We start from the raw sequence: 24384 nt of genomic DNA on the forward strand, positions 1-24384 counted from the left end.
GGCGATGCCGACGATCAATCTTCCGGCTGCCTCCGGCCGTATCGAAGCCTTCGCCACCAGCGCGCCCCGGAACTTCCCGAAGGCGACGCCGCCTTTCCCGCGCGTGGCGCTCGCCGCCGCGCATGTGGTGGCTGATCCGCTGGCGGAGCAGGATCCCTGGCTCGACGCCAAGGTCGACTGGGACCGCACTATCGCCTTCCGCAAATACCTGTGGTCGCTCGGCCTTGGCGTGGCGGAGGCGATGGACACGGCGCAGCGCGGCATGGGCCTGGACTGGACCGCCGCGCAGGAGCTGATCCGGCGCAGCCTGGACGCGATGAAGGACGTGCCGGGCGCGGTCATGGCGAGCGGCGCGGGCACGGATCATCTCACGCCCGCACCCGACGTCAGCGTGGACGACGTGATCCGCGCCTACGAAGAACAATGCGAGGCGGTCGAGAAGATGGGCGGCCGCATCATCCTGATGGCGTCGCGCGCCCTGGCCAAGGCCGCACGCAGCCCCGCCGACTACGAACGCGTCTACAACCGCATCCTCGGCCAGGTGAAGCAGCCGGTGATCATCCACTGGCTCGGCGAGATGTTCGACCCCGCGCTGGAAGGCTATTGGGGCAATCACGACCACATGGCCGCGATGGAGACGGCGCTCGCCGTCATCCACGCCAATGCCGCCAAGGTGGACGGCGTGAAGATCTCGCTTCTCGACGACAGGAAGGAGATCGCGATGCGCCGCCGCCTGCCGAAGGGCGTGCGGATGTACACCGGCGACGACTTCAACTATGCGGAGCTGATCGCCGGCGACGAGCAGGGCTATTCCGACGCGCTGCTCGGCATCTTTGATCCGATCGCGCCGGCGGTGGGCGGTGCGCTGGCGTCGCTTCAGCGCAACGACCTGACGACCTTCCACGATATCCTGGCGCCGACGGTGCCGCTCAGCCGTCACATCTTCAAGGCGCCGACACGCTTCTACAAGACGGGCGTGGTGTTCATGGCCTGGCTCAACGGCCACCAGGACCACTTCGTGATGGTCGGGGGACAGCAGAGCGCGCGCAGCATCCAGCACTTCTCCGAGCTGTTCCGCCTGGCCGACAAGGCCGGCCTGCTGCGCGACCCGGACATGGCGGTCAGCCGCATGCGTTCGCTGCTCGCGGTGCATGGCGTCGCCTGATGCAGATCTCGCTCAACACCGTCACGGTCAAGGAGCGCTGGAACCTCGCACAATGCATCGAGGGCTGCGCGCGGCATGGCATCGCGGGCATCTCGCCCTGGCGCGACGTGTTGCAGGCGATGGGCGTGGAGAAGGCGGCGAAGCAGATCCGTGACGCGGGCCTGACCGTGACCGGCCTCTGCCGCGGCGGCATGTTTCCGGCCGCGGACGCGGCCGGGCGCGCCGCCGCGATCGAGGACAACCGCCGCGCCATCGCGGAAGCGCACGCCATCGGCGCGCGCTGCCTGGTGGTGCTCGGCGGCGGCCTGCCGCCGGGTTCGAAGGACCTGCCCGGCGCGCGCGAGCAGATGCGCGAGGGCCTGCACGCCATCTTGCCGGATGCGCGCGCCGCCGGCGTGACGCTGGCGCTGGAGCCGCTGCACCCCATGACCTGCGCGGATCGTTCCGTGCTCTCCACGCTGTCCCAGGCGCTCGATCTCTGCGACGAGCTGGGCGAGGGCGCGGGCATTGCGCTCGATGTGTACCACGTCTGGTGGGACCCCGATCTCACGCGCCAGGTGGCGCGTGCCGGCAAGCGCATCGCCGCCTTCCATGTCTGCGACTGGAAGGTGCCGACCACGGACACCGTCTTCGACCGCGGCCTGCCGGGCGAGGGCGTGATCGACATTCCCGCCATCCGCCGCATGGCGGTGGAGGCCGGCTATTCCGGCGGATTCGCGGAGGTCGAAATCCTCTCGACCCGCTGGTGGGCAAGGGACCCGGATGAGGTCCTGGACGAAATCACCAGGCGGCACCAGACCGCCGTGTGACGCGCAACGAAGACCGGGAGAAACGCAACCATGACAACCCTATCGCGACGCAGCCTTCTCGCCGCGGCGCTCACGGCGCCGATTCTGCCGACAGCCGCACTTGCGCAGGCCTGGACGCCGACGCGCCCGATGCGCATGGTCGTCCCCTTCCCGCCCGGGGGCGCGACGGACGTGGTCGCGCGCATCCTGGCGGAGCGCATGCAGGCGAAGCTCGGCCAGCCCGTCACGGTCGAGAACCGCACGGGCGCCGCCGGCAATGTCGGCGTGGAGAATGTCGTGCGCAGCGCGCCCGATGGCTACACCACCTTGATGGGAACGACGGGCACGCTGACCATCAACCCGCATCTCTACAGCAACATGACCTTCAACCCGGTCACCGACTTGGCCGGCATCTCCATGGCCTTCACCACCGATCACGTCGTCATCGTGAATCCGGCAGTGCAGGCGCAGACGGTGCAGGAGCTGGTGGCGCTGCTGAAGGCCCGGCCGGGGCAGCTTTCCTTCGGCTCCGGCGGCAATGGCAGCTCCACGCATCTGGTGCCGGAGCTGTTCCGACTGGCGGCGGGCGTGGAGATGCAGCACGTGCCCTATCGCGGCAGTGCGCCGGCGCTGAACGATACGGTGGCGGGCAATGTGCAGCTCATGCTGGACCAGCTTCCCTCCGCCCTGCCGATGATCCAGGCGGGTCGCGTGCGGGCGTTGGCCGTGACCGGCCCGCGGCGCTCCGCGCTGCTGCCCAACGTGCCGACCATGGCGGAAGCCGGGCTCGCGGAAGCGCAGGCGACCTCCTGGGGCGCGGTGATGGCGCCGGCCGGTACGCCCGCCCCGGCGATCGAGCGGCTCAACGCCGTGATCCGCGAATCGCTGGCCGAGCCCGCCACCCAGCAGCGCCTGGCGGCCGCCGGCGCCGATGCCGTCTCCTCCACGCCCGCCGAGCTCGCAGCCCTCATCCGCAGCGAATCGGAGAAATGGGGCCGCGTCATCCGCGAGGCCCGGATCACCGTGAACTGAGGTGAGCCCGGCGGCCCGTCACCATCGCGCAGGCCGCCTGGCCGGGGACGAGCCCGGGCTCTGGCCGCTGCTCGTCCTCGGGATCGCCGCGCTGGCGGCGGCGATCCTGCTGTGGATGGGGCGGACGCCGATATGCACCTGCGGCTATGTCTCGTTCTGGCACGGCGAGGTGAACAGCAGCGGCAATTCGCAGCACCTGACGGACTGGTACACGCCATCGCACATCGTGCACGGCTTCCTGTTCTACGCCGCCACCTGGCTTGTACTGCGCCGCGCCGGCTTCTGGCCGCGCCTCGCCCTCGCCACGCTGGTGGAAGCCGCCTGGGAGGTGGTGGAGAACACCGAGGCGGTGATCCGCCACTACCGCGAAACCACCATCTCGCTCGACTATTTCGGCGACAGCGTTATCAACTCGGTCATGGACATCGCCGCGATGTGGGTCGGCTTCTGGCTCGCCGCGCGGCTTCCTGTGTGGCTCAGCGTCGTGCTGGTGCTGGCCATGGAGTTGTTCGTCGGCTGGATGATCCGCGATAACCTCACGCTGAACGTGCTGATGCTGCTCTGGCCGCTGGAAAGCGTGAAGTCTTGGCAGTCAGGGGGCGGCTGACACCTCCGTGCGCCCGCAGCGCGCGCGGCGGCCCTCCGCGAAGTCCAGCAGGCAGGCGGCATAGCCGAAGGTGAAGCGCCAGTCTCCGCCGCCGCCATGCCCGATGATTCCGCGAGGGCGGTCGAGCAGCAGCAGCCCCGCGCTGCGCATGCGCAAGGCGGAGAAGATCTCGGCCCGCGCTTCGGGATCGGGATCGAACTCGTCGCCGGTGAAGTTCGCCACTGCCACGCGCGTGCGCGGGCTGTGTGCCGAGGCGACGATTCGGCGCAGATCATCCAGCGCCCATGCATGGGCGGGGCTGCCGCGCGGGCCATGCGCGGCCGGCGCGATCGCGATCACCGCATCGGCGAGGCCCGGCTCGTCAAGGATCTGCAACGCGTTCCAGGCGCCACGTGACTGCCCGCCGGCGACCACGCGAGCGTAGCCCTGACGGCGCAGCAGGCGCAGCGCCTGCCGCATCCAGGCGGCGCCGGCCTCGGTCTCGTCCGTCGCGGGGTCGCGGTCCAGGCGGATGACGTCATAGCCGGCATTGTTGAAGGCCCGCACATGCGGCTGCGGTTGCGAACCACGGCTGTCCGCGCCGCCGGGCGAACGGCCATGCGCCCAGAGATAGACGCCGCGCGCTTGCGTCGGGCCATGCCACACGAAGCGGGGATCAGGCTGCAATGCCCAACCGGCGCCACTTGCGAGCGGGCGCTGCGGTGCGGCGGGCAGCGTCGCCTCCAGCCCGGGCCAGACCACGGCGAGGTCGCGTGCATAGACCGTGCAGCCGGTGCCGCCCCACGTCCGGCAATTCTCCAGCGCGCGTTCCTCGGTGGCCGTGGCATCATCCTCGATGGCGGCCGCCCAGCCCCAGGCGCCGTCGCGCGACAGGGCGAAGACTCGCGGCGTGGGCTGGAGCAGGAAGCGGGCGTAATCGGCGCGCCCGGCTTCGGCCAGGAAAGGCGGGCGGGCGGTGTCCAGCAGGGGCGGCGTGTCGCCATGGGCCTCCGGAGCGAGGAGAACCACGGCCAGGGTCAGATATCGGAATATTGACTTCAACATACCGTCATCAAGGGAACCATGATCGCGCGAGCCTTGTCCAGCCCGGACAGCGGTCCGGTGCACAGCTGTCGCGAGTGCGGTACGGAAGTCGCGTGTGTTCCGCGGAGGAGTGCTGCCCCGCCGGGGGCGACCTTGCCCCGGCGGCCCGTCGGCGGCATGTTCCGCCGCCTTTTCCTACCCTCAGGGGACCAAGATGCGCGTCAAGGACGTGAAGAAAGTCGTCCTCGCCTACTCCGGCGGCCTCGACACCAGCGTGATCCTGAAGTGGTTGCAGACCACCTATCGCTGCGAGGTGGTGACCTTCACCGCCGATCTCGGCCAGGGCGAGGAGCTCGGCCCGGCGCGCGACAAGGCGCTGCTGCTCGGCATCAAGCCCGAGAACATTTTCATGGACGACCTGCGCGAGACCTTCGTCCGCGACTTCGTCTTCCCGATGTTCCGTGCGAACGCGCTCTATGAAGGCATGTACCTGCTCGGCACCTCCATCGCGCGCCCGCTGATCGCGCAGCGCCAGATCGAGATCGCGGAGCAGGTCGGCGCCGATGCCGTGGCACATGGCGCCACCGGCAAGGGCAACGACCAGGTGCGCTTCGAGCTGAGCTATTACGCGCTGAAGCCGGACATCAAGATCATCGCGCCCTGGCGCGAATGGGAACTCACCAGCCGCACGAAGCTGATCGAGTTCGCCGAGGCGCACCAGATCCCGATCGCCAAGGACAAGCGCGGCGAGGCGCCGTTCAGCGTGGATGCGAACCTGCTGCATTCCTCCTCGGAAGGGAAAATCCTGGAGGAGCCCTGGGATGCGCCGGACGAGATGGTGTGGCAGCGCACGATCAGCCCGGTGGACGCGCCGGACAAGGTCACCGAGATCACCATCGAGTTCGAGCGCGGCGACGCCGTCGGCATCAACGGGGAGCGCCTGTCTCCCGCCGCGCTGCTGGCGAAGCTGAATGCGCTGGGCAAGGAGAACGGCATCGGCCGGCTCGACCTGGTGGAGAACCGCTTCGTCGGCATGAAGTCGCGCGGCTGCTACGAGACGCCGGGCGGCACGATCCTGTATGTCGCGCACCGCGCGATGGAATCCATCACGCTGGACCGTGAGGCCGCGCACCTCAAGGACAGCCTGATGCCGCGCTACGCGGAGGCGATCTACAACGGCTTCTGGTTCGCGCCGGAACGCCGGATGATGCAGGCGCTGATCGACGAGAGCCAGAAGAGCGTGAACGGCACGGTGCGGCTCAAGCTCTACAAGGGCAACACCATCGTCAGCGGCCGGCAGTCGCCGAACAGCCTGTATTCGATGAAGCACGTCACCTTCGAGGATGACCAGGGCGCATACGACCAGTTCGACGCCCAGGGCTTCATCAAGCTGAACGCGCTGCGGCTGCGGCTTGGCGCCATGGCGGGAAGGCGGGGCGGGGGTCTGTAGCCCTCGCCGCTACATTCTTGACCGGGATCGGAGTGCGTCTGTAGCCTTCGACGCTCCGACACGAAGGAACGACGCATGAAGATCGGCAAGCGGCAGGCAGCAGCCCTGCTTGCGGCGGCGGCACTGCCTGCCCCGGCCATGGCGCAGTCGGCGCGCGAGATCCGCCAGCGCACGCTGGTCGTCGGTGTGCCCTCCGATCCCGCCAATCTAGAACCCGGCACCAACCGCGCCGAGCCGATCGGCAGCGAGATCATCCTCAACGTCTTCGACACCCTGGTCGCATGGAAGGCGCCTGCCTTCGACACGCTGGAAGGCCGCCTCGCCGCGTCCTGGACCGTCTCGGCCGATGGCAAGGTGTTCGACTTCGCGCTGCGGCCGAACGTGAAGTTCCACGACGGCACCGCCTGCGACGCGGCGGCGGTGAAGGCCGCCCTAGAGCGCACCAAGGCGATCAACCCCTATATGCGCGCGAGCTTCGACCCGATCGCGGGCATCGAGGCCACCGGCCCGCTCGCGCTGCGTATCACACTGAAGGAGACGATGCCCGTCTTCCTCTCGCTGCTGGCGCAGCCGCAGGCGGCCATCGCGAGCCCGACGGCGTGGCAGCGCCATGGCGACGCGTTCAACGTGAACCCGGTGGGCACCGGCCCCTTCCGCTTCCGCAGCTACCGCCGCGACACCGATGTGGTGCTCGAGGCGAACCCCGAGTATTTCCGCGGAGCGCCGCAGCTGTTGCGCATCATCTACCGCATCATCCCCGATGCCTCCACGCGGCGCCTTGAGCTGGAGAATGGCGGGCTCGACATCGTGCACCAGTCCGGCCAGCTCGCCGCGCCGCCGGTGCAGGATGTGCGCGCACTGCGCAGCAATCCCGACATTGAGGTGATCGAGGTGCCGAGCCAGATCATCCGGCAGCTCGAATTCAACAACAATCGCCCGGACAGCCCGGTGGCGGATGTGCGGGTACGCCGCGCGATCCAGCACGCCATCGACTATGACGGGCTGCTGAGCGGCATCTTCGGTGGCACGGCGGATCGCGTGTACGGGCCGCTGACGTCCAACTCCTGGGCCTTCGACACGCGCATGCGCGAACTCGCGCCTCGCCACGATCCGGCCGCCGCGCGGCGGCTGCTGGCGGAGGCGGGAATCCAGCCGGGCCAGCTCAAGCTGACCATGTATTCCTTCCAGGGCGCGCTCTGGGGCGCGGTCGCGACCTTCCTGCAGGCGAACCTCGCCGCAGTGGGGATCGAGGCGACGATCGCGCAGACCGAGTTCCCCGCCTATCGCGCGCTGCATGTCGCGGGCCGGCACGAGATCGCGCTGGATGGCCGCCAGCCCTGGTACAACGACCCGGACGCGCACATCACCATCGGCTATCTCTCCTCGCTCGCAGACAGCGCGATGACCTTCCGCATGCCGAAGGATGAGGCGCTGGATTCCCTTATCCTCCGCGCGCAGACCGAAGTGGATTTCGAGCAGCGCAAGGCGCTGTATCACCGCGTGCAGGCGGAGATCGTGGCGCGCGCGCCGGCCGCCTGGCTGTTCAGCCCGAAGCTGATCGTCTTCCGCCGCAAGGGCGTGCAGGGCCTGGTGGTGAACAGCGCGCCGCCGCTGAACGAATACTGGAGCGTGAGCAAGGGCTGAGGCGCGCCCCGCATGGGGCGCATGATCGCGCAGCGGCTGCTGGCCTTGCTGCCGGTGCTGCTGCTGGTGCTGCTGATCGTCTTCGCGCTGTCGCGCCTGATCCCCGGCGACCCCGCGACCACGCTGCTCGGGCCGGGCGCGACAGCGGACCAGATCGCCGTGCTGCGCGAGCAGCTGCGGCTCGACGAGCCGCCTCTGCTGCAATTCTTCTCCTATCTCGGCGGCGTTGTTCAGGGCGATCTCGGGCGCTCCCTGAAGAGCGGCGCGGCTGTGACGCAGGAGTTGCTCGAACGCCTGCCCGCCACGCTGGAACTCGCGGTCAGCGCGACGCTGGTGGCACTGGTGATCGGCATTCCCATCGGCGTGCTCTCCGCCATCCGGGCGAACACGCTGCTGGACCATGGCGTGCGCATCGTCTCGCTCGCGGGCGTCTCCATGCCGGCCTTCCTGCTGGCGGTGCTGCTGCAGTTGGTGTTCGGCATCTGGCTCGGCTGGCTGCCGATCTCCGGCCGCAACAGCCCGTATTTCCTGGGCGATCCCGTCACCGGCTTCGCGGTGCTGGACGGCTTCCTCACCGGCGACCCCGAGGCCGCCTGGGACGCGGCGCGCCACCTGGTGCTGCCGGTGATGGTGCTGGCCGCCTTCCTGGCGGCGACGCTCGCGCGCTTCGTGCGCAACGCGATGCTGGAGGCGATGACGGAGGACTACATCCGCACCGCGCGCTCGAAGGGCCTGTCGGAGCGCAGCGTGGTTTTCGTACATGGCCTGCGCAACGCGCTGCTGCCGGCGCTGACCGTCCTCGGCATCAAGTTCGCGGAGCTGCTGGGCGGTGCGATCCTGACCGAGACGGTCTTTGCCTGGCCGGGCGTCGGCCGCTACATGTTCGACGCCATCCGCAACCGCGACTATCCGGTGGTGCAGGGTGCGACTCTGGTCTTCGCGCTGCTGTTCATGCTGGTCTCGCTCGGCGTGGATCTGCTGCACGCCGCGCTTGATCCGCGCATCCGCAGGCGTGTGGGACAGTGACGGAGGCGCTGCGCTTCCTGCGCCGCAACCCGCTGGCCGCCTTCGGCGCGGCGCTGCTGGCGGCGATCCTGCTGGCCGTGCTGGCAGGGCCGCTCCTTGCTCCCTCGCCCATCGCCATCGACATGGCGCAACGGCTTGCGCCGCCCAGCGCGGAGCATCTGCTTGGCGCCGACTTCTTCGGTCGCGATGTCCTTTCGCGCGTGCTGAGCGGGGGGCGCGCCACGCTGGCGATTGGCGTCGGCGTGGTCGCGCTGGCCTTCGTGTTCGGCACCGCCTTCGGTCTGCTCTCCGGCTATCTCGGCGGCTGGGCGGACATGGCGATGATGCGCTTCGTGGATGCGATGCTGTCCTTCCCCTCCCTGGTGCTGGCCATCGCGCTGGCGGCCGCGCTGGGGCCGAGCCTGACCAATGCGATGCTCGCCGTCGCCATCGCGCTGGCGCCGCAATTCGCGCGGCTCGCGCGGGCGCAGGCGCTGTCCATCTCGGTGCTGCCCTATGTCGAGGCCGCCATCGCCTGCGGCAGCACGACGCGCGCGATCTTGTGGCGGCATGTGCTGCCGAACGGCATCGGGCCGCTGCTGGTGCAGGCCTCGCTGGCGGTGGGCAGCGCGATCCTGCAGACGGCGAGCCTCGGCTTTCTCGGCCTCGGCGCGCAGCCGCCGGCGCCGGAATGGGGCGCGGATGTCTCCGCCAGCCTGCAGTACCTGCGGGAGACGCCCTGGGCCGCGCTGGCGCCGGGTGGCGCGATCCTGCTGACCGTGCTGGCCTTCAACCTCATTGGCGACGCGCTGGGCGACTGGTTCAACCCGCGCCGGCGCACGCAGGAGTCGTGAGCATGCAAGCGGACTACGCCATCACCTTCTTCTACTACGACGACATCGCGGCCATCGCGCCCTTCTACGAGCAGACGCTGGGCTTCGAGCTGATGGTCGACCAGGGGCTGGCGCGCATCTATCGCGTCGGACGCAGCTATTTCGGCATCGTCGACGGCAACAAGGGCCATCTGCGCACCACGCCGAAATCCGCGGCGCTGTTCTGCATGGTGACGGACGACGTGGAGGGCTGGCATGCGAAGCTCGCCGCCGCCGGCGTGCCGAACCTCACGGAGATCCGCAGCGCCACCTGGTGCGACAAGTTCTTCTTCTTCGAGGACCCCGCCGGCTACGCGCTGCAGGTGCAGCATTTTCGTTCGTCGGAGGTCGCGGCGCTGTTCCGATGAGCCTGCGCGCGCTGCTCGATCACTGCGCCGCCACGATCCTGTTCGTGCGTGACGGACGCGCGGTGACGTTGGCGGAAGGCTGCATACCCGCGCTCGTGGATTTCAGCTTCGAGGACAAGGAAGCGAAGGGCCTGCGCCGCCTGCGCGACGCCACGCCGCACCCGCCGCAGTACTTCTCTGCGTTGGAAGTCGCGCAGGACGCACCGGTGCTGCTGCTGGTGGGCGAGGCCGGGTCCGGCAAGACGGTGCTGGCGCGGCGCCTCGCGCTGCACCTGGCCGGCGAGGCGCTGGGCGATGCGCGCTTCAACCTGGCGACGCTGGCCTCCGACGTGCCGCGCGACGAAGCGGGCACGCTCGTGCGGGAGTCCTGGGCGGCGCCCATCCTGCCTCATCTGCTGACGGCGCCGGTGGCGACGCTTCCCGACGACGGACGGGTCATCATCGACGAGGCCGAGACGCTGGGGGAGGGCGGTGCCGCGCTGCTCGCGGATCTCGCCGCACGCGGCCGCCGCGCCATCCTGCTCGGCGATGCGGAGGCCTGCGGCGCCTGGCCGATCCCGCCCGGCGTGCGGCGCCATCGCCTGCTGCCGTTCCTGCCGGCGCAGCGCGCCGCGTGGCGCGCGCGGCATGGCGGGCCCGAAGATCTTCCAGCGCATCCTGGCATGATGTCGCTCGCCGTCGCGGGCGTGTCGCTGCACGATCTCGCGCCGCACGCCGCGACCGCGTTCGCGGCGCTGCGCGACGGTGTGTCGCCGGCGGACCCGACGCTCGGCCGGCGCTTCGTGCTGGAACGATTGGCCGCGCGGCACATCGCGACCCTGCCCGTGCAGGACGTTGCGCAGCTTGCCGCCGATCGGCGCTGGCACGCCACGCTGCGCCACCTGCGCGGCGATGCGCCGCTGGCCGAGGCACTGCTGGCGACCAGACGCAGCGACCTCGCCGTGCTCGCCGCCGACATCGCGCCGCCCATCCCCGCGCTGCGCGATGCGCTGGCCGCCGCCATCGCGCGCGACGACCTGGCGCTGCCCGCGCGCATCCGTGCGGGGCGGCACCTGGCGCGGCTGGGCGATCCGCGCGATCTCGCGGAGCTCGTCGCCGTGCCGGGCGGCGACTACGCGATGGGATCGGCGCTGCATCCGAATTCCGCGCCGCCGCACCGCGTCACGCTCGCGCCCTTCCGGATCGCGCGCTTCCCGGTGACCAACGCGCTCTATGCCCGCTTCGTGGACGCGACGGGCCGCGCCTGGACCTCCGCCGATGGGCGCGATCCCACGATGGCGAATGCACCCGCGACGGATCTCTCGTGGCACGATGTGCGCGCCTTCTGCGCCTGGCTCACGCCGATCTGGCGCGACGAGGGTCGCATCGCGGCGGAGGAGATCGTGCGCCTTCCGACGGAGCCCGAATGGGAAGGCGCCGCGCGCGGTGCGCAGCCGGCCGCCGATGCGCAGGTCTATCCCTGGTCGGGCCCCTGGGCGGCGCTGTGCTGCAATTCCGAGGAAGCGGGGCTGAACGACCGCTGCGCCGTCGGCCTGTTTCCCGCCGGCCGCTCGCCCTTCGGCTGCGACGACATGGCAGGCCAGGTGTGGGAGTGGTGCAGCACCAACTGGGGCGAGGACATGGCCACGCCAACCTTCCGCTACCCCTATGACGCATCGGATGGCCGCGAGGACGCCGATGCCGCGCCGTCCGTGCGGCGCGTTTTGCGCGGCGGGTGTTTCTCGTCCGGTGCCGAGAAGGCGACCTGCACCTATCGCGGCAGCCTGGAGCCCGCGGGCTCCTGGCGCGGCAACGGCTTTCGCGTCGTCATTTCCCGACCCGCGCCAGCACCTCGGCACGCAGGAAGCGCTCGACCAGCAGCATGAAGGCGATGCTCGGCACCAGCAGGATCAGCGCGGTGATCGCGGCGATCTGCATGTTGCCGCCGGCCGCGGCGCTGAACAGCAGCAGCGGCAGCGTCCGCACCTCCGGCGCGCCGACGAAGTAGCTGGCGGTGAACTCGTCGAGCGATTCCAGGAAGACGAAGATCGCGCTTGCGGCGATGCCGGGTGCGGCCAGCGGCAGCGTGACGGTGCGGAAGGCGGTGAGCGCGCTGGCGCCGATGTTGCGCGCGGCGAGTTCCAGATCGTCCTCGATCGCGCTGAATGCCGCCGTCGCGATCCAGATCGAATAGACCAGGCCGTGCGCCGCATGCACCAGCACCACGCCGAGCACCGTCCCGTTCAGGTCGAAGGTGAAGAAGATGCGGGCGATGTTGATGTAGACGGGCAGGTTCGGGAAAGCCTGCGGCAGCAGGAACAGCAGCAGGATCAGCGCGCGCCAGCGCAGCTTCGCCTTGGCCAGCGCCCAGGCCGCCGGAATGGACACCGCCAGGCACAGCAGCGTCGTCAGCGAGGCGATCCAGATGGAGAGCCACAGGCTTTCCATCGCCTGGCCTTCCGGCCGGAACACGCGCTCCCAGTAGCGGAAGCCGTATTGGGAGGGCAGGCGGTTCGGCCAGAACCAGGCCTCCGCCACGCTCCACAGCAGCAGGTTCGCGACCGGGCCGAAGATGAAGAAGGCGAAGGCCGCGAGCAGCAAGGCGCGCGGCAGCCACCAGGCGATGCCGGTCCTCACGTCGCGGCCCGCCTTACGGGCCGAGGCCGCGAATGCGGCCCGCCGCCGATGCGGCGAGCCAAGGCGGCGGAGCCGCCGCCCGGCGCTTGAGGGCACATCAACGTCCCGCTTCCCGCACCGAATTGCGCAGCCACGCCCAGGCCACCAGCCCGCTCGCGATGCAGGCGATCAGGCCGAGCGCATTCGCCGTGCCGTAGTCGCCCATCGCGTTGATGCGCCAGGCCATCGCCACGGTCAGCATGGTCGGGCTCTGGCCGCTGATCATGATCGGCACGGAGAGCACGGACATCATCGTCACGAAGCTCAGCACCAGCGCCACCATGATGTTCCGCGCCACCTGCGGGATCACGATTCCGAACAGGATGCGCGCGCGCCCCGCGCCGAGGTTCTGCGCCGCCTCGATCCCCGCGCGGTCCAGCGCGGCCATGGCGCCGGCGACCAGCAGCGTCGCGAAGGGAAGCTGCTTCCAGACGAAGGTGATGATGATGCCGCGCCAGTCCAGGAAGCTCTGTGCCCAGTCCTGCGGCATCAGGCCGAGCCAGATGAGCGTGTTGTTCATCAAGCCGTTCTGCCCGATGAAGCCGCGCATCGCCTGTGCCGCCACAATGAAGGGGATGAACAGCGGCCAGCGATACAGCGCCGCCAGGATGCGCCGCGCGGTGCGGTTGCGGCCGAGCGTGAGGTAGCCGCCGATGGCGATCGCGCCCGCGCCGATCAGCGCGGTGGACAGCGCGACGATCAGCAGCGTGAACAGCAGGTCCGTGCGATACAGCCCCACGGCGCGCCCGATGTTGTCGAGCGTCGGTCCTTCCTTGCCCTCGAAGGCGCCCGCCACGGAGAAGCCGAGCGGCAGCAGGAAGAAGGCGCCGACGACGAACAGCGCCGGCGCGAGCAGGAGATAGGGAAAGAGGCGGGTGAGGAAGGTTGCGCGGCCCCCACCCCGACCCTCCCCCGCACTGCGGGGGAGGGAGTTGTTGCTCAATTCATCACCACCCGCTCATACGCCTCCTGGATGGCCTTGAAGAAATCCGCCTGCGGCATCGGGCGGGCGCCGGCGGCAAGCTGGTCGGGGCCAACGTCGCGGAACAGGCGGCCCCAGGTCTGTTGGTCGAGATGCTGGCGCACATGCTGCGCGTCGATGCCGGGCAGCCAGTTGAAGCGCTTCACGATGCCCTCGGCCTGCACCTGCGGGCTGGTCGCCAGCTCGATGAACTTGCGGGCGAGGTCGGCATGCGCGGCCTTGTCGGGGATCACGTAGTACATCGGCTGGCCCGGCAGGCCACTGGCCGGCAGCACCAGGCGCATGTTCGGGTTCAGCCGGCCTTCCGACTGCCAGGTGTAGAACATGTCCATCCACACCGGTCCCATGTCGATCTCGCCGCGGTTCAGCGCGTCCAGCGTGCCGGCATTGCCGGGCGTGATCGTGACGGTGCGGTTGAACTCACGCAGCCGCTGCAGCGCCGGTGTCAGCGCAGCAACGGCGTCGGCCGTGTACGGCCCCTCGATCAGCCGCTTCTGGTCCGGGCCGAAGGCGTAGGCCCAGCCGAAGACGAAGCCCACGCCGGACATGCCGCCGCGGATCCCGTTGTAGCCGAAGCGGCGGGGGTTCTGCTTCGCCCACTCCTCCAGCGCCTGGAAGCTGGTGGGCGGGTTCTGCACGCGCGCCGGATTGTAGGCGATGGCGACCTGGCTGTTGAACATCGGCATGACGTAGCCGTCCACGTTCTGGCCCAGCGCATTGCGCGTGACGGCGCTGGTGGCCAGGTTGCCGGTGTTGGCCTGGTCGCGATAGCGCGTGAGCAGGCCCTCGCTCACCATGCGCCCCGCCATCGCCTGGTGCACCACGGCAACATCCACGTCCACGGACTGCGCATTGGCGCGGCGCTGCGCCTCCAGCCTTTCCCAGATGCGCTGGCTGCCGGCGTCGCCCGGCCCGGTGCCCACGGCGCGCACGGTCACGCCCGGGTTCTGGCGGGCGAACATGGGCCCGAGATAGTCGGTGATGTAGTCCACCATGTTCTGGTCGCCGGCCGTCATCACGTTGAGCGTGACGCGCTGCTGGGCGGCGGCCGGCAGCGCCGCGGCGATGGCGGCGGATGCGAGAAGCAGGGAACGACGGTTCATCTGGGTCTTCCTCCTCTGTGCGATGGCCGGGCCGGTTCCTATCCGGCCTCGGCGTAGTCCCGATGACGATGCGGTGACGCGGGCGTGTCAGGGAAGCGATGCGCGGCGGCCGTAGGAATGCCGAGCCGTACGGAAGCGCCCGGCGCGATGCGCTCCGGCACGTCCACCAGCGCCTCCTCGGCGCCGATGCGGATGGCGGCGCGCCAGCGCCCGCCGGCATAGGCGCAATGCGCCACCGTGCCGTCGAAGACCGGGCCGTCCAGCGTCTCGTCCCCGCCGAGCAGCCGGGCTTCCTCGGGGCGGAACATCACCACCCCGCCCGGTACGAGCAGCCGGTTGGTGGCGCCGAGGAAGTCGGCGACATAGGCGTTGGCCGGCCGGTGCCACAGCTCCTCCGGCGGGCCGGCCTGGGCGATGCGGCCTTCCTCCAGCACCACGATCCGGTCGGCGAGGATCATCGCCTCCTCCCGGTCGTGGGTGACATGGATGGCGGTGATGCCGAGCGCCTGCTGCAAGGCGCGCAACTCGTGCCGCACGCCCTCGCGCACGCGGGCATCGAGGTTCGACATCGGCTCGTCCAGCAGCAGGATCTCGGGGTCCACGGCGAGCGCGCGCCCCATCGCGACGCGCTGGCGCTGCCCGCCGGACAACTGCGCCGGCAGGCGGGCGCCGAGGCCCTCGAGCCGCAGCAGCCGCAGCATCTCCTCGACGCGCGCGGCGATGCGCGCCTTGTCCCAGCCGCGCACGGCAAGCCCATAGCCGATGGTCTTGGCGACGCTCATGTGGGGCCAGAGCGCGTAGGACTGGAACACCATCGCCGCGCCGCGCTTCTCCGGCGGCGCGGCCGTGATGTCCCGCCCGCCCGCCAGGATGCGGCCGGCGGTCGGCTGCACGAAGCCGGCGATGGCGCGCAGCAGCGTGGTCTTGCCGCAGCCGGAGGGACCCAGCAGCGCCACAAATTCCCCCGCGGCCACGGCCAGCGAGACCTCGTGCAGCACGCGGGTGCGGCCATAGGCGACGGCCAGCGCCTCGATCGTCAGGTCGGTGCCGCGACGCGGTGTCGTTTCCATCCCAGGGGCGAGGCTATCCCGCGCCATGCCGGGCGGGAAGCGGGCAGGGCACCTGCCCCCTCCCCGTGCCCGCCCGGCCGGACTACATCTGGCCGGATGCGCTACATCTCCACCCGCGGCGAGGCCTCGCCCCGCGACTTCGAGGGCGTCCTGCTCGCCGGCCTGGCCGAGGATGGCGGGCTGTTCGTGCCCGAGACCTGGCCGGTGCTGACCACCGCCGAATGGCGCGCCCTGCGCGGCCTGCCCTATCCGGCGCTCGCCGCCCGCGTCCTCGCGCTGTTCACCGGCGGCCAGCCGGACGAGGCGGCGCTGAAGCCCCTGCTGGAAAAGGCCTATGCCGGCTTCGGCCACCCGGCCGTCTGCCCGCTGGTCCAGCTCGACACCCGGGTCTTCGCGCTGGAGCTGTTCCACGGGCCCACGCTGGCCTTCAAGGACATGGCGATGCAGGCGCTCGGCCTGCTGTTCGACACCACCCTGGCCCGCAGGGGGGAGCGGGTGACGATCGTTGGCGCCACCTCCGGCGATACCGGCTCGGCCGCCATTGAGGCTTGCCGGGACCGGGAGGCGGTGGACATCGTGATCCTGCACCCGGAGGGCCGCACCTCCGCGGTGCAGCGGCGGCAGATGACGACGGTGCTGTCGCCGAACGTCGCCAACCTTGCCATCTCCGGAAGCTTCGACGACTGCCAGGATCTGGTGAAGGCGATGTTCGCCGACGCGCCCTTCCGGGGCGAGATGAAGCTGGCGGCGGTGAACTCCATCAACTGGGCCCGCGTCGCTCTGCAGATTCCCTATTACGTGGCCTCCGCCCTGGCGCTGGGCGCGCCGGACCGGGAAGTGGCGTTCAGCGTGCCCACGGGCAATTTCGGCAATGTGCTCGCCGCCTGGGCGGCGCGGCGGATGGGGCTGCCGATCGCGCAGCTCATCGTGGGGTCGAACCGCAACGATATCCTCACCCGCTTCCTGGCGGCCAACGACATGACGGTGCGGTCGGTGGAGCCCTCCCTCTCGCCGTCCATGGACATCCAGGTCTCCTCCAATTTCGAGCGGCTGCTGTTCGAGCTGCTGCACCGGGATGCGGGGGCGACCGCCGAGACCATGCGGCGTTTCCGCACCGAGGGCCGGATGCCGATCCCCGACACCGCCTGGAGCGAGGCGACCCAGATCTTCCGCGGCTTCGCGCTGGACGACGCCGGCACGCTGCAGGAGATCGGCCGGCTGTGGCGGGACTGCGGCTACCTGGCAGATCCCCACACCGCCGTTGGCACCGCCGCCGCCCTTGCCGTGCCGCCGACCGACCCCGCCATCCCCATGGTGGTCGCCGCCACGGCCCACCCCGCGAAATTCCCGGATGCCGTGCACAAGGCCACCGGCATCTCGCCCCCGCTGCCATCGCGCCTGGCCGACCTATATGACAGGCCTGAGCGCTTCACCCGACTGCCCGCGGAGCTCGACGCCATCGAGGGCTTCGTCCGGGCGCATGCGCGCCGCAACACGGCGTGACGACAAGGACCGACATGACCGATGCCATCCGACTGACGCGGCTTCCGTCAGGCCTGACCGTGGTGTCCGAGAAGATGCCGCGGGTCGAGACCGTCTCCTTCGGCGCCTATGTGGATGCCGGGGCGCGGCACGAGACCGCGGTGGAGAACGGTGTCTCCCACTTCCTCGAGCACATGGCCTTCAAGGGCACCGCCAAGCGCGACGCCGCCGCCATCGCGCGCGAGATCGAGAATGTCGGCGGCCACCTGAACGCCTACACCTCGCGCGAGAACACCGCCTTCTACGCCAAGGTGCTGAAGGAGGATGCGGGGCTTGCCGCCGACATCATCGGCGACATCCTGAGCCACTCCACCTTCATCCCGGAGGAGCTGGAACGCGAGCGCGGCGTGATCCTGCAGGAGATCGGCCAGTCCAACGACACGCCGGACGACATCGTCTTCGACCATTTCCAGGCCACGGCCTATGCCGCGCAGGCGATGGGGCGGCCGGTGCTGGGCACCGAGGACACCATCAAGCACATGAAGCGGGAGGCGCTGACCGGCTACATGCAGCGCCATTACGGCGGCAAGCGCATGGTGATCGCCGCCGCCGGCGCGATCGAGCATGACGACCTGCTGGACATGGTCGGTCGGCACTTTGCCGACCTGCCGGATGCCGTGCCCGCCGCTGCCGAGGGCGCGCGCTACACCGGCGGCGAGTTCCGCGAGGAGCGCGACCTCGACCAGGTGCACCTGGTGTTCGGCTTCCCCGCCGTCGCCGCGACCGACCCGCTGAACTTCCCGACGCAGCTTCTGTCCACCCTGCTCGGCGGCGGCATGTCCTCCCGCCTGTTCCAGGAGATCCGGGAGAAGCGCGGCCTGGTCTACTCCGTCTATTCCTTCGTCTCGCCCTTCGCGGATTCAGGTCTGTTCACGGTGTACGCCGGCACCGGCGAGGACCAGGCGGAGGAGCTGGTGCCGGTGGCGCTGGAGGAATTCCGGCGCGTCCAGAAGGACGTGACGGAGGACGAGCTGAACCGCGCCAAGGCCCAGCTCCGCGCCTCCCTGCTCATGTCGCTCGAGAGCACCGGCAGCCGCTGCGAGCAGCTTGCCCGGCAGCTGCAGGTGCATGGCCGCATCATCCCGGTGGAGGAAACGAAGCAGAAGATCGCGGCGGTGACGGTGGAGCAGGTGCAGGCGGCCGCGGCGCGCATGTTCCGGGCGACGCCGACCCTGGCGGCGCTGGGGCCTGCCGGCAAGGTGCCGGCGCTGCCGAGCATCGCGGAGAAGCTGGCGGCGTGAGGGGGGCGAAAGCCCCCACCCCGACCCTCCCCCGCTGCGCCGGAGAGGGAGCAGGGGGCGCCATTCATCCCTCTCCCGCGGAGCGGGGGAGGGTGCCTGAGCAGAGCGAAGGCGGGTGGGGCTCAGCCCTGCCCGTCCGCAGCGGCTCCGCCGCGAAGGGTATGCGATGAACGATCTTGACCGACTCGCCGATCTCGTTGCCGCCGCGAAGCGCGCCGGCGCCGATGCGGCGGACGCGCTTCTGGTGCAGAACGCGTCGCTCTCCGTCTCCCGCCGCCTCGGCAAGATCGAGCAGCTGGAGCGCGCGGAGGGCTGGGACCTCGGGCTGCGCGTGTTCCTCGGCAAGCGCCAGGCGATTGTCTCCTCGACCGACCCCGACCCCAGGGGCTTCGCCGCACTGGCGGAGCGCGCGGTGGCGATGGCCAAGGTCGTGCCGGAGGATCCCTATGGCGGCCTGCCCGACCGCTTCGACACGCCGCGCGATGCCGGCCCGCTCGACCTGTTCGATCCCACCGAGCCCAGTGCCGAGCAGCTCATCGCCCGCGCGGCCGCGGCCGAGGACACGGCGCTTGCGGTGAAGGGCGTGACCAACAGCGAAGGCGCCGATGCCTCCTGGGGTCGCGTGCGCATCGCGCTGGCGATGTCGAACGGCTTCGCCGGCACCTATCAGCGCAGCTCGCACAGCCTGTCCTGCACCGCGCTGGCGGGCCAGGGCACGGCGATGGAGCGCGACTACGAATGGTCCTCCGTCGTGCATCTGGCAGACCTGGACGACGCCGCGGAGATCGGCCGCAAGGCCGCCGAGAAGGCCCTGGCGCGGCTGAACCCGACCCGGCCGAAGACCGCGCGCATTCCCGTGGTGTACGACCCGCGCGTTTCCGCCTCGCTGCTCGGTCACCTGACCGGTGCGATCAACGGCGCGGCTGTTGCGCGCGGCACCTCCTTCCTGCGCGACAGCCTCGGGCAGCAGGTGCTCGCGAAGGGGCTGACGGTGCGCGACGACCCCACGCGCCGGCGCGGCCTGCGCTCACGCCCCTTCGATGGCGAGGGCATGGCGGGCCGGCCGCGCGCCATCGTGGAGGATGGCGTGCTGACCACCTGGATCCTCGATTGGCGCGCGGCGCGGCAACTCGGCATGGAATCCACGGGCCATGCCAGCCGCGGCACGGGCGGCCCGCCCGGCCCGGCGCCCACGAATCTCTGGCTGGAGGCGGGCAGCGTGACGCCGGCCGCGCTGATGGCGGACATCGCCGAGGGCCTCTACGTGACGGACCTGATCGGCATGGGCGTGAACGGCGTGACCGGCGACTACAGCCGCGGCGCCGCCGGATTCATGATCCGGAAGGGCGCGCTGGCCGAGGCTGTCAGCGAGATCACCATCGCCGGCAACCTGAAGGACATGCTCCTCCACATGACCGCCGCGGACGACCTGCGCTTCCGCCGCGGCAGCGATGCGCCGACCATCCGCATCGAAGGCATGACGCTCGCCGGCGCATGAGCGGCGGGGCTGCGATCACCCGGCAGGAGGTGGAGTTCGCCTACCGCCTGCTGCTCGGCCGGCCGCCGGAAAACGAGCGGGCCTATGAATACGGGCTCTCCGCCGGCGACATCGAGACGCTGCGGCGCTGGATCATGGCCAGCCCCGAATTCATGCTGCGCCTGCGCAACGACGCGCCCGGCACGCTGGCGCGATGGGTGGCGCAGCAGCAGCAGGAACGGGAAGCGCTGGAACTGCAGGAGGACGGGCCGCCGCGCATCGTCTTCCTGCACATCATGAAGACCGCCGGAAATTCGCTGCGGCGGCGCCTTGAATCGCTGGTCCCGCCCGGGACGGTGCGGCCGGAGCCGCTCGGCCGCCCCGCACTGTTCCCGGTGGAGCATTTCGCGGCCTACCGGCTGATCGCGGGCCATTTCTCGGCCGTGGATGCGGCGCATGTGCCTGGGCCCAAGCGCGTCTTCACCGTGCTGCGCGAACCGCGCGAGCGGCTGATCTCGCTCTACGTCTACTGGTCCCGCCACCGCGAGGAGGTGATCGCGGAGCGGCGGCTGGAGCAGCAGGCCATCGCGCGCCGGTCCACGCTGCTGGAGTTCCTGCGCAGCAAGGCGCCGGAACTGCGCGCCAACCTGCACAACGCGATGACGACGATCCTGGCCGGCGACTACGTCTATGCGGGCGGCGGTCGCTATGCGCATCGGCACTTTCCCGACAAGCCGCAACTGACGCGGGCGGAGCTGCTGCATCGCGCGCTGACCAATCTTCTCTCCTTCGACTACGTCGCCTTCGTGGACCGGCTGGAGGAGGACAGGCCGAAGCTGATGAAGGCGCTCGGCCTGCCGGATACCGGGCCGTTGACGCGGGAGAATACGCGCGAGCAGGTGGATGCCATGCTGGAGCCGGCGCGCGAGATTGCGGTCACGCCGGAGGAGGAGCGCGAGCTCAGCCGGCTGACCGAGCTCGACCGCATGCTCTACCGCCTGGCGCGCCAGCATTACGGCTGACGCGCCAGGCGGCGTCGTCTGTTCGGCGGACCGATTGAGACCTGTGGGGCTGACGCCCCCTCCAGCCATCGGGCCGGTTCAGCCGAAGACATCCCCCGGACCGCCGAAGCCGCCGGCGCCGCCGAAGAGCGAGCCATTGGCGATCGCCGCTTCCAGATCCGCCTCGCTGACGTCGTGGAAGCGCGCGACCGCTGTCCAGCCGTTCGACGCCGACTGCGCCATCAGCAGCGAACCGACACCCGGCGCGTTGAACACCAGCAGCACGTCCTCCGCCGTATCGCCCGGGCCAAGATTGGCGCCGAAGAAGGCATCGGCGAAGCCGATGCGGTCCTTGCCGAGCTCGAAGCCGTGGATCTCGTCGAGGCCGATGTCGCCCACCTCCCAGCGCAGCGTGTCCTGGCCGGAGCCCAGCACGACCTGGTCCGCGCCCTGCCCGCCGCGCACGGTGTTGTTGCCCCCGCCGGTGACGATGACGTCGTTGCCCGCATCGCCGAACAGGCGATCACTGCCCTGCCCGCCGGTGGCGTTGTCGCCGTGGATGGTGTCGTGGCCGGAGCCGCCATGCACGGTGTCCGCGCCGGATCCGGAATAGACCACGTCGTTGCCGCTGCCGGCATCCACGTAGTCGTGCCCGCCGCCGCTCTCGATGCGATTGTGCGCGGTGCTGCCGAACAGCACGTCGCTGCCTGCGCCGGTGACGATGTTCTCGATGCTGTAGAGGCTGTCATTGCCGAGGTCGCTGACGGCACTGCCAAGTCCGAGATTGATCACCACGCTGCCGGCGGTGTTGAACACCGCCGTGTCGGTGCCGCCGCCGCCATGGATGTAGTCGTTGCCGCTGCCGCCCTCGAGCCGGTCGTTGCCGTTCTCGCCCTTCAGCCAGTCGTTGCCGGCGCCGCCGAGCAGCACGTCGTTGCCTTCCCCGCCTTCGAGCGAGTCATGGCCGTTGCCGCCATCGACGGTGTCGGCGCCGTCGCGTCCATCGATGGTGTCGTTGCCGCCATCGCCCCAGAGGCGGTTGGCGACATGGTTGCCGAGGATCTCGTCCGGCAGCAGCGAGCCGCGGAAATTCTCGATGCTGTCGAGGGTGTCCAACTCCCAGCCGGTGCCGTTCGGCCATTGCTGGGCGACGGTGCCGGCGGCGAGATCCGCGTTCACGCGCGTCGTGGAGTTGATGTAGCTGACTTGGTCGGTGCCGGTACCGCCGTAGAAGAAGGCGTTGCCGTCCATGCCGTTGACCGCGCTGCGGGCGAGGAAGAGATCGTTGCCGGCATAGCCGTACATGAACACGACGCCTGCCGGCTGATCGAGCACGTCGTTGCCGCTCGTGCCCTGCACGATGACGGGGGTGACTTCCGGGGGTGCGTTGGACATGACTCTGGTCCTCCTGTGGAACGGGGTTGCAATACCCGCCACGGAGAAGCGAATGTTTCAGTTGTTTCGCCAGTTTTGCCGGGATGGCTATTAGTGGCGAAGCAATGGAAACCTGCGCCTCTTCGATCGGGCGCTCATTTGTTAATGGGAATACTGTGCCCGATGGAACGAGCAGGCCTGCACGCGCCCTATGCGGAAATGCCGGCAGGCGCCGGATCTTGTGAGTGGAATGCGCGGAGAAGGCGCGGCGACAGGGAGCCGGAGGCGCCGCCTCCGGCCCTGCGCGATCAGTCCACCACGATCTCGCGCACCTGCACCTGATTGTCGGCGCGATGCGTCACGTTCACCCCCGTGCGATGCGCCCAGGGGATCATCATGTGGTATAGTGGGATGTGGCCGAGATCCGCGTTGTGGATCGCATGCGCCTCCCGGATCAGTGCGCGTCGCGTCTCCGGATCGCCTTCGGCGTCGATGCGCGGCAGCAGCGCGTCGAAGGCCGGGTTGGAATACCCGCCTGCATTCCAGGTCGCCGCGCCGCCGACACCGCGGGAGGCCATGACGGCGCGCATCGTGTAGCTGGCGTCGAAGGTCGGCACGCCCCAGCTCAGCATGTAGAGCATCGGCTCCTGCCGCCGCAGCCGCTGGCTGAACACCGCGTTCGGATGGATCGTCAGCTGCGCGCGGATGCCCACGCGGGCCAGCATCGCCGCGATCGCCTGGCACGCCTCGTCATAGGTGCCGACGGGGCAATCCATCGGCACGCTGAAGCCGTTCGGATAGCCGGCCTCGGCCAGCAGCGCGCGGGCGCGGGCGGGATCGAAGGGCGTGCGGCGGTCGGTCTGCTCCGACCAGCCATTGACGAACTGCGTCCACATGCTGCCGGTGGGCACCCCCTGGCCGCGCAGCGTGGCCCGGCGCAGCGCATCCAGGTCCAGGGCATGCGCCATGGCCTGGCGCACGCGCAAATCCTGGAACGGGTTGCGGCCGCGCACGTCGCTGCCGGTCAGTTCCGGCAGGTCCTGTCGCATGCCGACCATGACCGTGCGGTTCTCCTGCCCCTCCAGCACGCGAAGGCGCGCGTCGCGCTGGATGCGCGCGACATCCTGCACCGGCACCACATGCACGAAATCCACCTCGCGCGAGAGCAGCGCGGCGATGCGCGTGGCGTCGGAAGTGAGGGTGATGTGATGGTACTCCGTGACGTTGCCGCGCGCGGCATTGGCGGCCCAGCCCCACCAGTTCGGGTTGCGCACCATCACCGTGCGCTGGTCCACCTCGCGCGCGCGGATCACGTAGGGACCGGTGCCGTTGGCATTGCGGACGGTGAAGGTCTCCTCCCGCTGCGCGAAGTTCTGCGGCGCCGTCGCGCGGTTCGCCTCCGACCAGCCGCGGTCCATGATCATCACGCGCGTCATCTTGTCGGGGATGACCGGATCGGGGACGCGGGTGATCACGTCGACCGTCAGCCGGTCGCGCGCCTCGACCCCCGCCACCGTGTCTACATAGATCCCGTAGTTGGAGGTCGGCAGCAGCGCCCGCTGGATCGAGAACACCACGTCGTCGGCATCGAAGGCCTCGCCGCCGGCGAAGCGGACGCCGTCGCGCAGCGTGAAGCGCCAGCGGGTCGGCTCCATCTGCTGCCAGGACGTGGCCAGGGCCGGCTGCACCTTCAGGTCGTCGCCGCGCCAGGTCAGCCCCTCATAGACCTGGTGGACCACCAGGAAGGTGAAGAGCGCGTTGGTGGCGTGCGGGTCCAGCGTCGCCGCGTCCACACTGGTGGCCAGCCGGAACACCCGGTTCGGCGCCTGCTGGGCCGCGGCCGTGCCCCCGAGCGCCAGCAGCGCCGCCGCGGCTGCCCCCAGCCGCCACCGCATTCGTCCGGGCATGCCCGATCTCCTTCAGGTTGAATGCGCTCAGCCTGGGGCCGAAGGGGGTGGCATCGCAATCCGGATGAACACCACCTA

Annotated in this window: 21 protein-coding genes; 14 read left to right on the forward strand and 7 right to left on the reverse strand. The window is 70.0% G+C overall.

Annotation, left to right across the window (positions count from 1 at the left end):
- Positions 1-4 precede the first annotated feature (4 nt).
- From E4T13_RS27855 to E4T13_RS27870, 4 genes are read left to right on the forward strand one after another with little or no spacing between them, the layout of a single operon-like run.
- The gene (locus tag E4T13_RS27855; RefSeq protein ID WP_137181599.1) at positions 5-1165 is read left to right on the forward strand and encodes a dihydrodipicolinate synthase family protein; all 1161 of its coding nucleotides are present in this window, start codon (positions 5-7) and stop codon (positions 1163-1165) included.
- Positions 1165-1974 carry a sugar phosphate isomerase/epimerase gene (locus tag E4T13_RS27860; RefSeq protein ID WP_137181600.1) on the forward strand — a complete coding sequence of 270 codons (810 nt, stop codon included), beginning with the start codon at positions 1165-1167 and terminating at the stop codon, positions 1972-1974. The genes E4T13_RS27855 and E4T13_RS27860 overlap by 1 nt, the downstream gene beginning before the upstream one ends.
- 30 nt (positions 1975-2004) lie before the next feature.
- Positions 2005-2985 carry a tripartite tricarboxylate transporter substrate binding protein gene (locus tag E4T13_RS27865; protein WP_137181601.1) on the forward strand — a complete coding sequence of 327 codons (981 nt, stop codon included), beginning with the start codon at positions 2005-2007 and terminating at the stop codon, positions 2983-2985.
- Position 2986: 1 nt separating this feature from the next.
- The gene (locus E4T13_RS27870; RefSeq protein ID WP_240791327.1) at positions 2987-3592 is read left to right on the forward strand and encodes a DUF2585 domain-containing protein; all 606 of its coding nucleotides are present in this window, start codon (positions 2987-2989) and stop codon (positions 3590-3592) included.
- Here E4T13_RS27870 and E4T13_RS27875 read toward each other — a convergent pair.
- Positions 3578-4600 (reverse strand): hypothetical protein, encoded by a 1023-nt coding sequence (locus E4T13_RS27875; protein WP_137181602.1) that lies wholly within the window; start codon positions 4598-4600, stop codon positions 3578-3580. The two genes, E4T13_RS27870 and E4T13_RS27875, sit on opposite strands and share 15 nt — an antisense overlap.
- Before the next feature lie 229 nt (positions 4601-4829).
- Between E4T13_RS27875 and E4T13_RS27880 the strand changes: the two genes are divergently transcribed.
- The 6 genes from E4T13_RS27880 to E4T13_RS27905 all read left to right on the forward strand — a co-directional run bounded on the left by E4T13_RS27880 (position 4830) and on the right by E4T13_RS27905 (position 11819).
- The gene (locus tag E4T13_RS27880) at positions 4830-6065 is read left to right on the forward strand and encodes an argininosuccinate synthase (RefSeq protein WP_137181603.1); all 1236 of its coding nucleotides are present in this window, start codon (positions 4830-4832) and stop codon (positions 6063-6065) included.
- Positions 6066-6140: 75 nt separating this feature from the next.
- Positions 6141-7709: an ABC transporter substrate-binding protein gene (locus tag E4T13_RS27885; RefSeq protein WP_137181604.1), complete on the forward strand. Its 1569-nt coding sequence runs from the start codon at positions 6141-6143 to the stop codon at positions 7707-7709.
- Between the two features lie 12 nt (positions 7710-7721).
- The gene (locus E4T13_RS27890; protein WP_137181605.1) at positions 7722-8735 is read left to right on the forward strand and encodes an ABC transporter permease; all 1014 of its coding nucleotides are present in this window, start codon (positions 7722-7724) and stop codon (positions 8733-8735) included.
- Positions 8732-9568, forward strand: a complete 837-nt coding sequence (locus E4T13_RS27895; RefSeq protein ID WP_137181606.1) for an ABC transporter permease — start codon at positions 8732-8734, stop codon at positions 9566-9568. Before E4T13_RS27890 ends, E4T13_RS27895 begins: the two co-directional genes overlap by 4 nt.
- A gap of 2 nt (positions 9569-9570) precedes the next feature.
- The gene (locus E4T13_RS27900; protein ID WP_137181607.1) at positions 9571-9954 is read left to right on the forward strand and encodes a VOC family protein; all 384 of its coding nucleotides are present in this window, start codon (positions 9571-9573) and stop codon (positions 9952-9954) included.
- Positions 9951-11819, forward strand: a complete 1869-nt coding sequence (locus E4T13_RS27905) for an SUMF1/EgtB/PvdO family nonheme iron enzyme (RefSeq protein WP_137181608.1) — start codon at positions 9951-9953, stop codon at positions 11817-11819. Before E4T13_RS27900 ends, E4T13_RS27905 begins: the two co-directional genes overlap by 4 nt.
- Here E4T13_RS27905 and E4T13_RS27910 read toward each other — a convergent pair.
- From E4T13_RS27910 to E4T13_RS27925, 4 genes are all read right to left on the reverse strand, one after another.
- A complete protein-coding gene (locus tag E4T13_RS27910) occupies positions 11761-12570 on the reverse strand; it encodes an ABC transporter permease (protein ID WP_137181609.1) in 810 nt (269 codons plus the stop codon). The genes E4T13_RS27905 and E4T13_RS27910 overlap by 59 nt on opposite strands.
- Before the next feature lie 97 nt (positions 12571-12667).
- Positions 12668-13552: an ABC transporter permease gene (locus tag E4T13_RS27915; RefSeq protein ID WP_137181610.1), complete on the reverse strand. Its 885-nt coding sequence runs from the start codon at positions 13550-13552 to the stop codon at positions 12668-12670.
- A complete protein-coding gene (locus E4T13_RS27920; RefSeq protein ID WP_137181611.1) occupies positions 13549-14694 on the reverse strand; it encodes an extracellular solute-binding protein in 1146 nt (381 codons plus the stop codon). The genes E4T13_RS27915 and E4T13_RS27920 overlap by 4 nt, the downstream gene beginning before the upstream one ends.
- Before the next feature lie 38 nt (positions 14695-14732).
- The gene (locus E4T13_RS27925; RefSeq protein WP_137181612.1) at positions 14733-15764 is read right to left on the reverse strand and encodes an ABC transporter ATP-binding protein; all 1032 of its coding nucleotides are present in this window, start codon (positions 15762-15764) and stop codon (positions 14733-14735) included.
- Positions 15765-15860: 96 nt separating this feature from the next.
- On the opposite strand from E4T13_RS27925, the gene thrC reads away from it, so the two are divergent.
- From thrC to E4T13_RS27945, 4 genes are all read left to right on the forward strand, one after another.
- Positions 15861-17267, forward strand: coding sequence for a threonine synthase (thrC, locus tag E4T13_RS27930; protein ID WP_137181613.1), 1407 nt, complete (start codon positions 15861-15863; stop codon positions 17265-17267).
- 14 nt (positions 17268-17281) lie between these two features.
- Positions 17282-18547 carry a pitrilysin family protein gene (locus tag E4T13_RS27935; protein ID WP_137181614.1) on the forward strand — a complete coding sequence of 422 codons (1266 nt, stop codon included), beginning with the start codon at positions 17282-17284 and terminating at the stop codon, positions 18545-18547.
- 166 nt (positions 18548-18713) lie between these two features.
- Positions 18714-20045 carry a TldD/PmbA family protein gene (locus E4T13_RS27940; RefSeq protein ID WP_137181615.1) on the forward strand — a complete coding sequence of 444 codons (1332 nt, stop codon included), beginning with the start codon at positions 18714-18716 and terminating at the stop codon, positions 20043-20045.
- On the forward strand, positions 20042-21046 hold the full coding sequence (locus E4T13_RS27945; protein WP_137181616.1) for a sulfotransferase family 2 domain-containing protein: 1005 nt from the start codon (positions 20042-20044) through the stop codon (positions 21044-21046). The genes E4T13_RS27940 and E4T13_RS27945 overlap by 4 nt, the downstream gene beginning before the upstream one ends.
- A gap of 78 nt (positions 21047-21124) precedes the next feature.
- Here E4T13_RS27945 and E4T13_RS27950 read toward each other — a convergent pair whose 3' ends face one another.
- Both E4T13_RS27950 and E4T13_RS27955 read right to left on the reverse strand, forming a co-directional pair.
- On the reverse strand, positions 21125-22420 hold the full coding sequence (locus tag E4T13_RS27950; RefSeq protein WP_137181617.1) for a calcium-binding protein: 1296 nt from the start codon (positions 22418-22420) through the stop codon (positions 21125-21127).
- Positions 22421-22707: 287 nt separating this feature from the next.
- Positions 22708-24306 (reverse strand): ABC transporter substrate-binding protein, encoded by a 1599-nt coding sequence (locus E4T13_RS27955; protein WP_240791328.1) that lies wholly within the window; start codon positions 24304-24306, stop codon positions 22708-22710.
- Positions 24307-24384: the final 78 nt, after the last annotated feature.

The sequence above is a fragment of the Roseomonas sp. AR75 genome, assembly GCF_005222815.1.
Taxonomy (GTDB): domain Bacteria; phylum Pseudomonadota; class Alphaproteobacteria; order Acetobacterales; family Acetobacteraceae; genus Falsiroseomonas.

Bases quoted from the DNA above. Each gene is read 5' to 3' on its own strand.
- E4T13_RS27890 (WP_137181605.1), top strand. From the start codon at position 7,722: ATGGGGCGCATGATCGCGCAGCGGCTGCTGGCCTTGCTGCCGGTGCTG.
- E4T13_RS27900 (WP_137181607.1), top strand. From the start codon at position 9,571: ATGCAAGCGGACTACGCCATCACCTTCTTCTACTACGACGACATCGCG.
- E4T13_RS27925 (WP_137181612.1), bottom strand. From the start codon at position 15,764: ATGGAAACGACACCGCGTCGCGGCACCGACCTGACGATCGAGGCGCTG.
- E4T13_RS27950 (WP_137181617.1), bottom strand. From the start codon at position 22,420: ATGTCCAACGCACCCCCGGAAGTCACCCCCGTCATCGTGCAGGGCACG.
- E4T13_RS27885 (WP_137181604.1), top strand. From the start codon at position 6,141: ATGAAGATCGGCAAGCGGCAGGCAGCAGCCCTGCTTGCGGCGGCGGCA.
- thrC (WP_137181613.1), top strand. From the start codon at position 15,861: ATGCGCTACATCTCCACCCGCGGCGAGGCCTCGCCCCGCGACTTCGAG.
- E4T13_RS27920 (WP_137181611.1), bottom strand. From the start codon at position 14,694: ATGAACCGTCGTTCCCTGCTTCTCGCATCCGCCGCCATCGCCGCGGCG.
- E4T13_RS27945 (WP_137181616.1), top strand. From the start codon at position 20,042: ATGAGCGGCGGGGCTGCGATCACCCGGCAGGAGGTGGAGTTCGCCTAC.
- E4T13_RS27855 (WP_137181599.1), top strand. From the start codon at position 5: ATGCCGACGATCAATCTTCCGGCTGCCTCCGGCCGTATCGAAGCCTTC.
- E4T13_RS27935 (WP_137181614.1), top strand. From the start codon at position 17,282: ATGACCGATGCCATCCGACTGACGCGGCTTCCGTCAGGCCTGACCGTG.
- E4T13_RS27860 (WP_137181600.1), top strand. From the start codon at position 1,165: ATGCAGATCTCGCTCAACACCGTCACGGTCAAGGAGCGCTGGAACCTC.
- E4T13_RS27955 (WP_240791328.1), bottom strand. From the start codon at position 24,306: ATGCCCGGACGAATGCGGTGGCGGCTGGGGGCAGCCGCGGCGGCGCTG.
- E4T13_RS27940 (WP_137181615.1), top strand. From the start codon at position 18,714: ATGAACGATCTTGACCGACTCGCCGATCTCGTTGCCGCCGCGAAGCGC.
- E4T13_RS27865 (WP_137181601.1), top strand. From the start codon at position 2,005: ATGACAACCCTATCGCGACGCAGCCTTCTCGCCGCGGCGCTCACGGCG.
- E4T13_RS27905 (WP_137181608.1), top strand. From the start codon at position 9,951: ATGAGCCTGCGCGCGCTGCTCGATCACTGCGCCGCCACGATCCTGTTC.
- E4T13_RS27880 (WP_137181603.1), top strand. From the start codon at position 4,830: ATGCGCGTCAAGGACGTGAAGAAAGTCGTCCTCGCCTACTCCGGCGGC.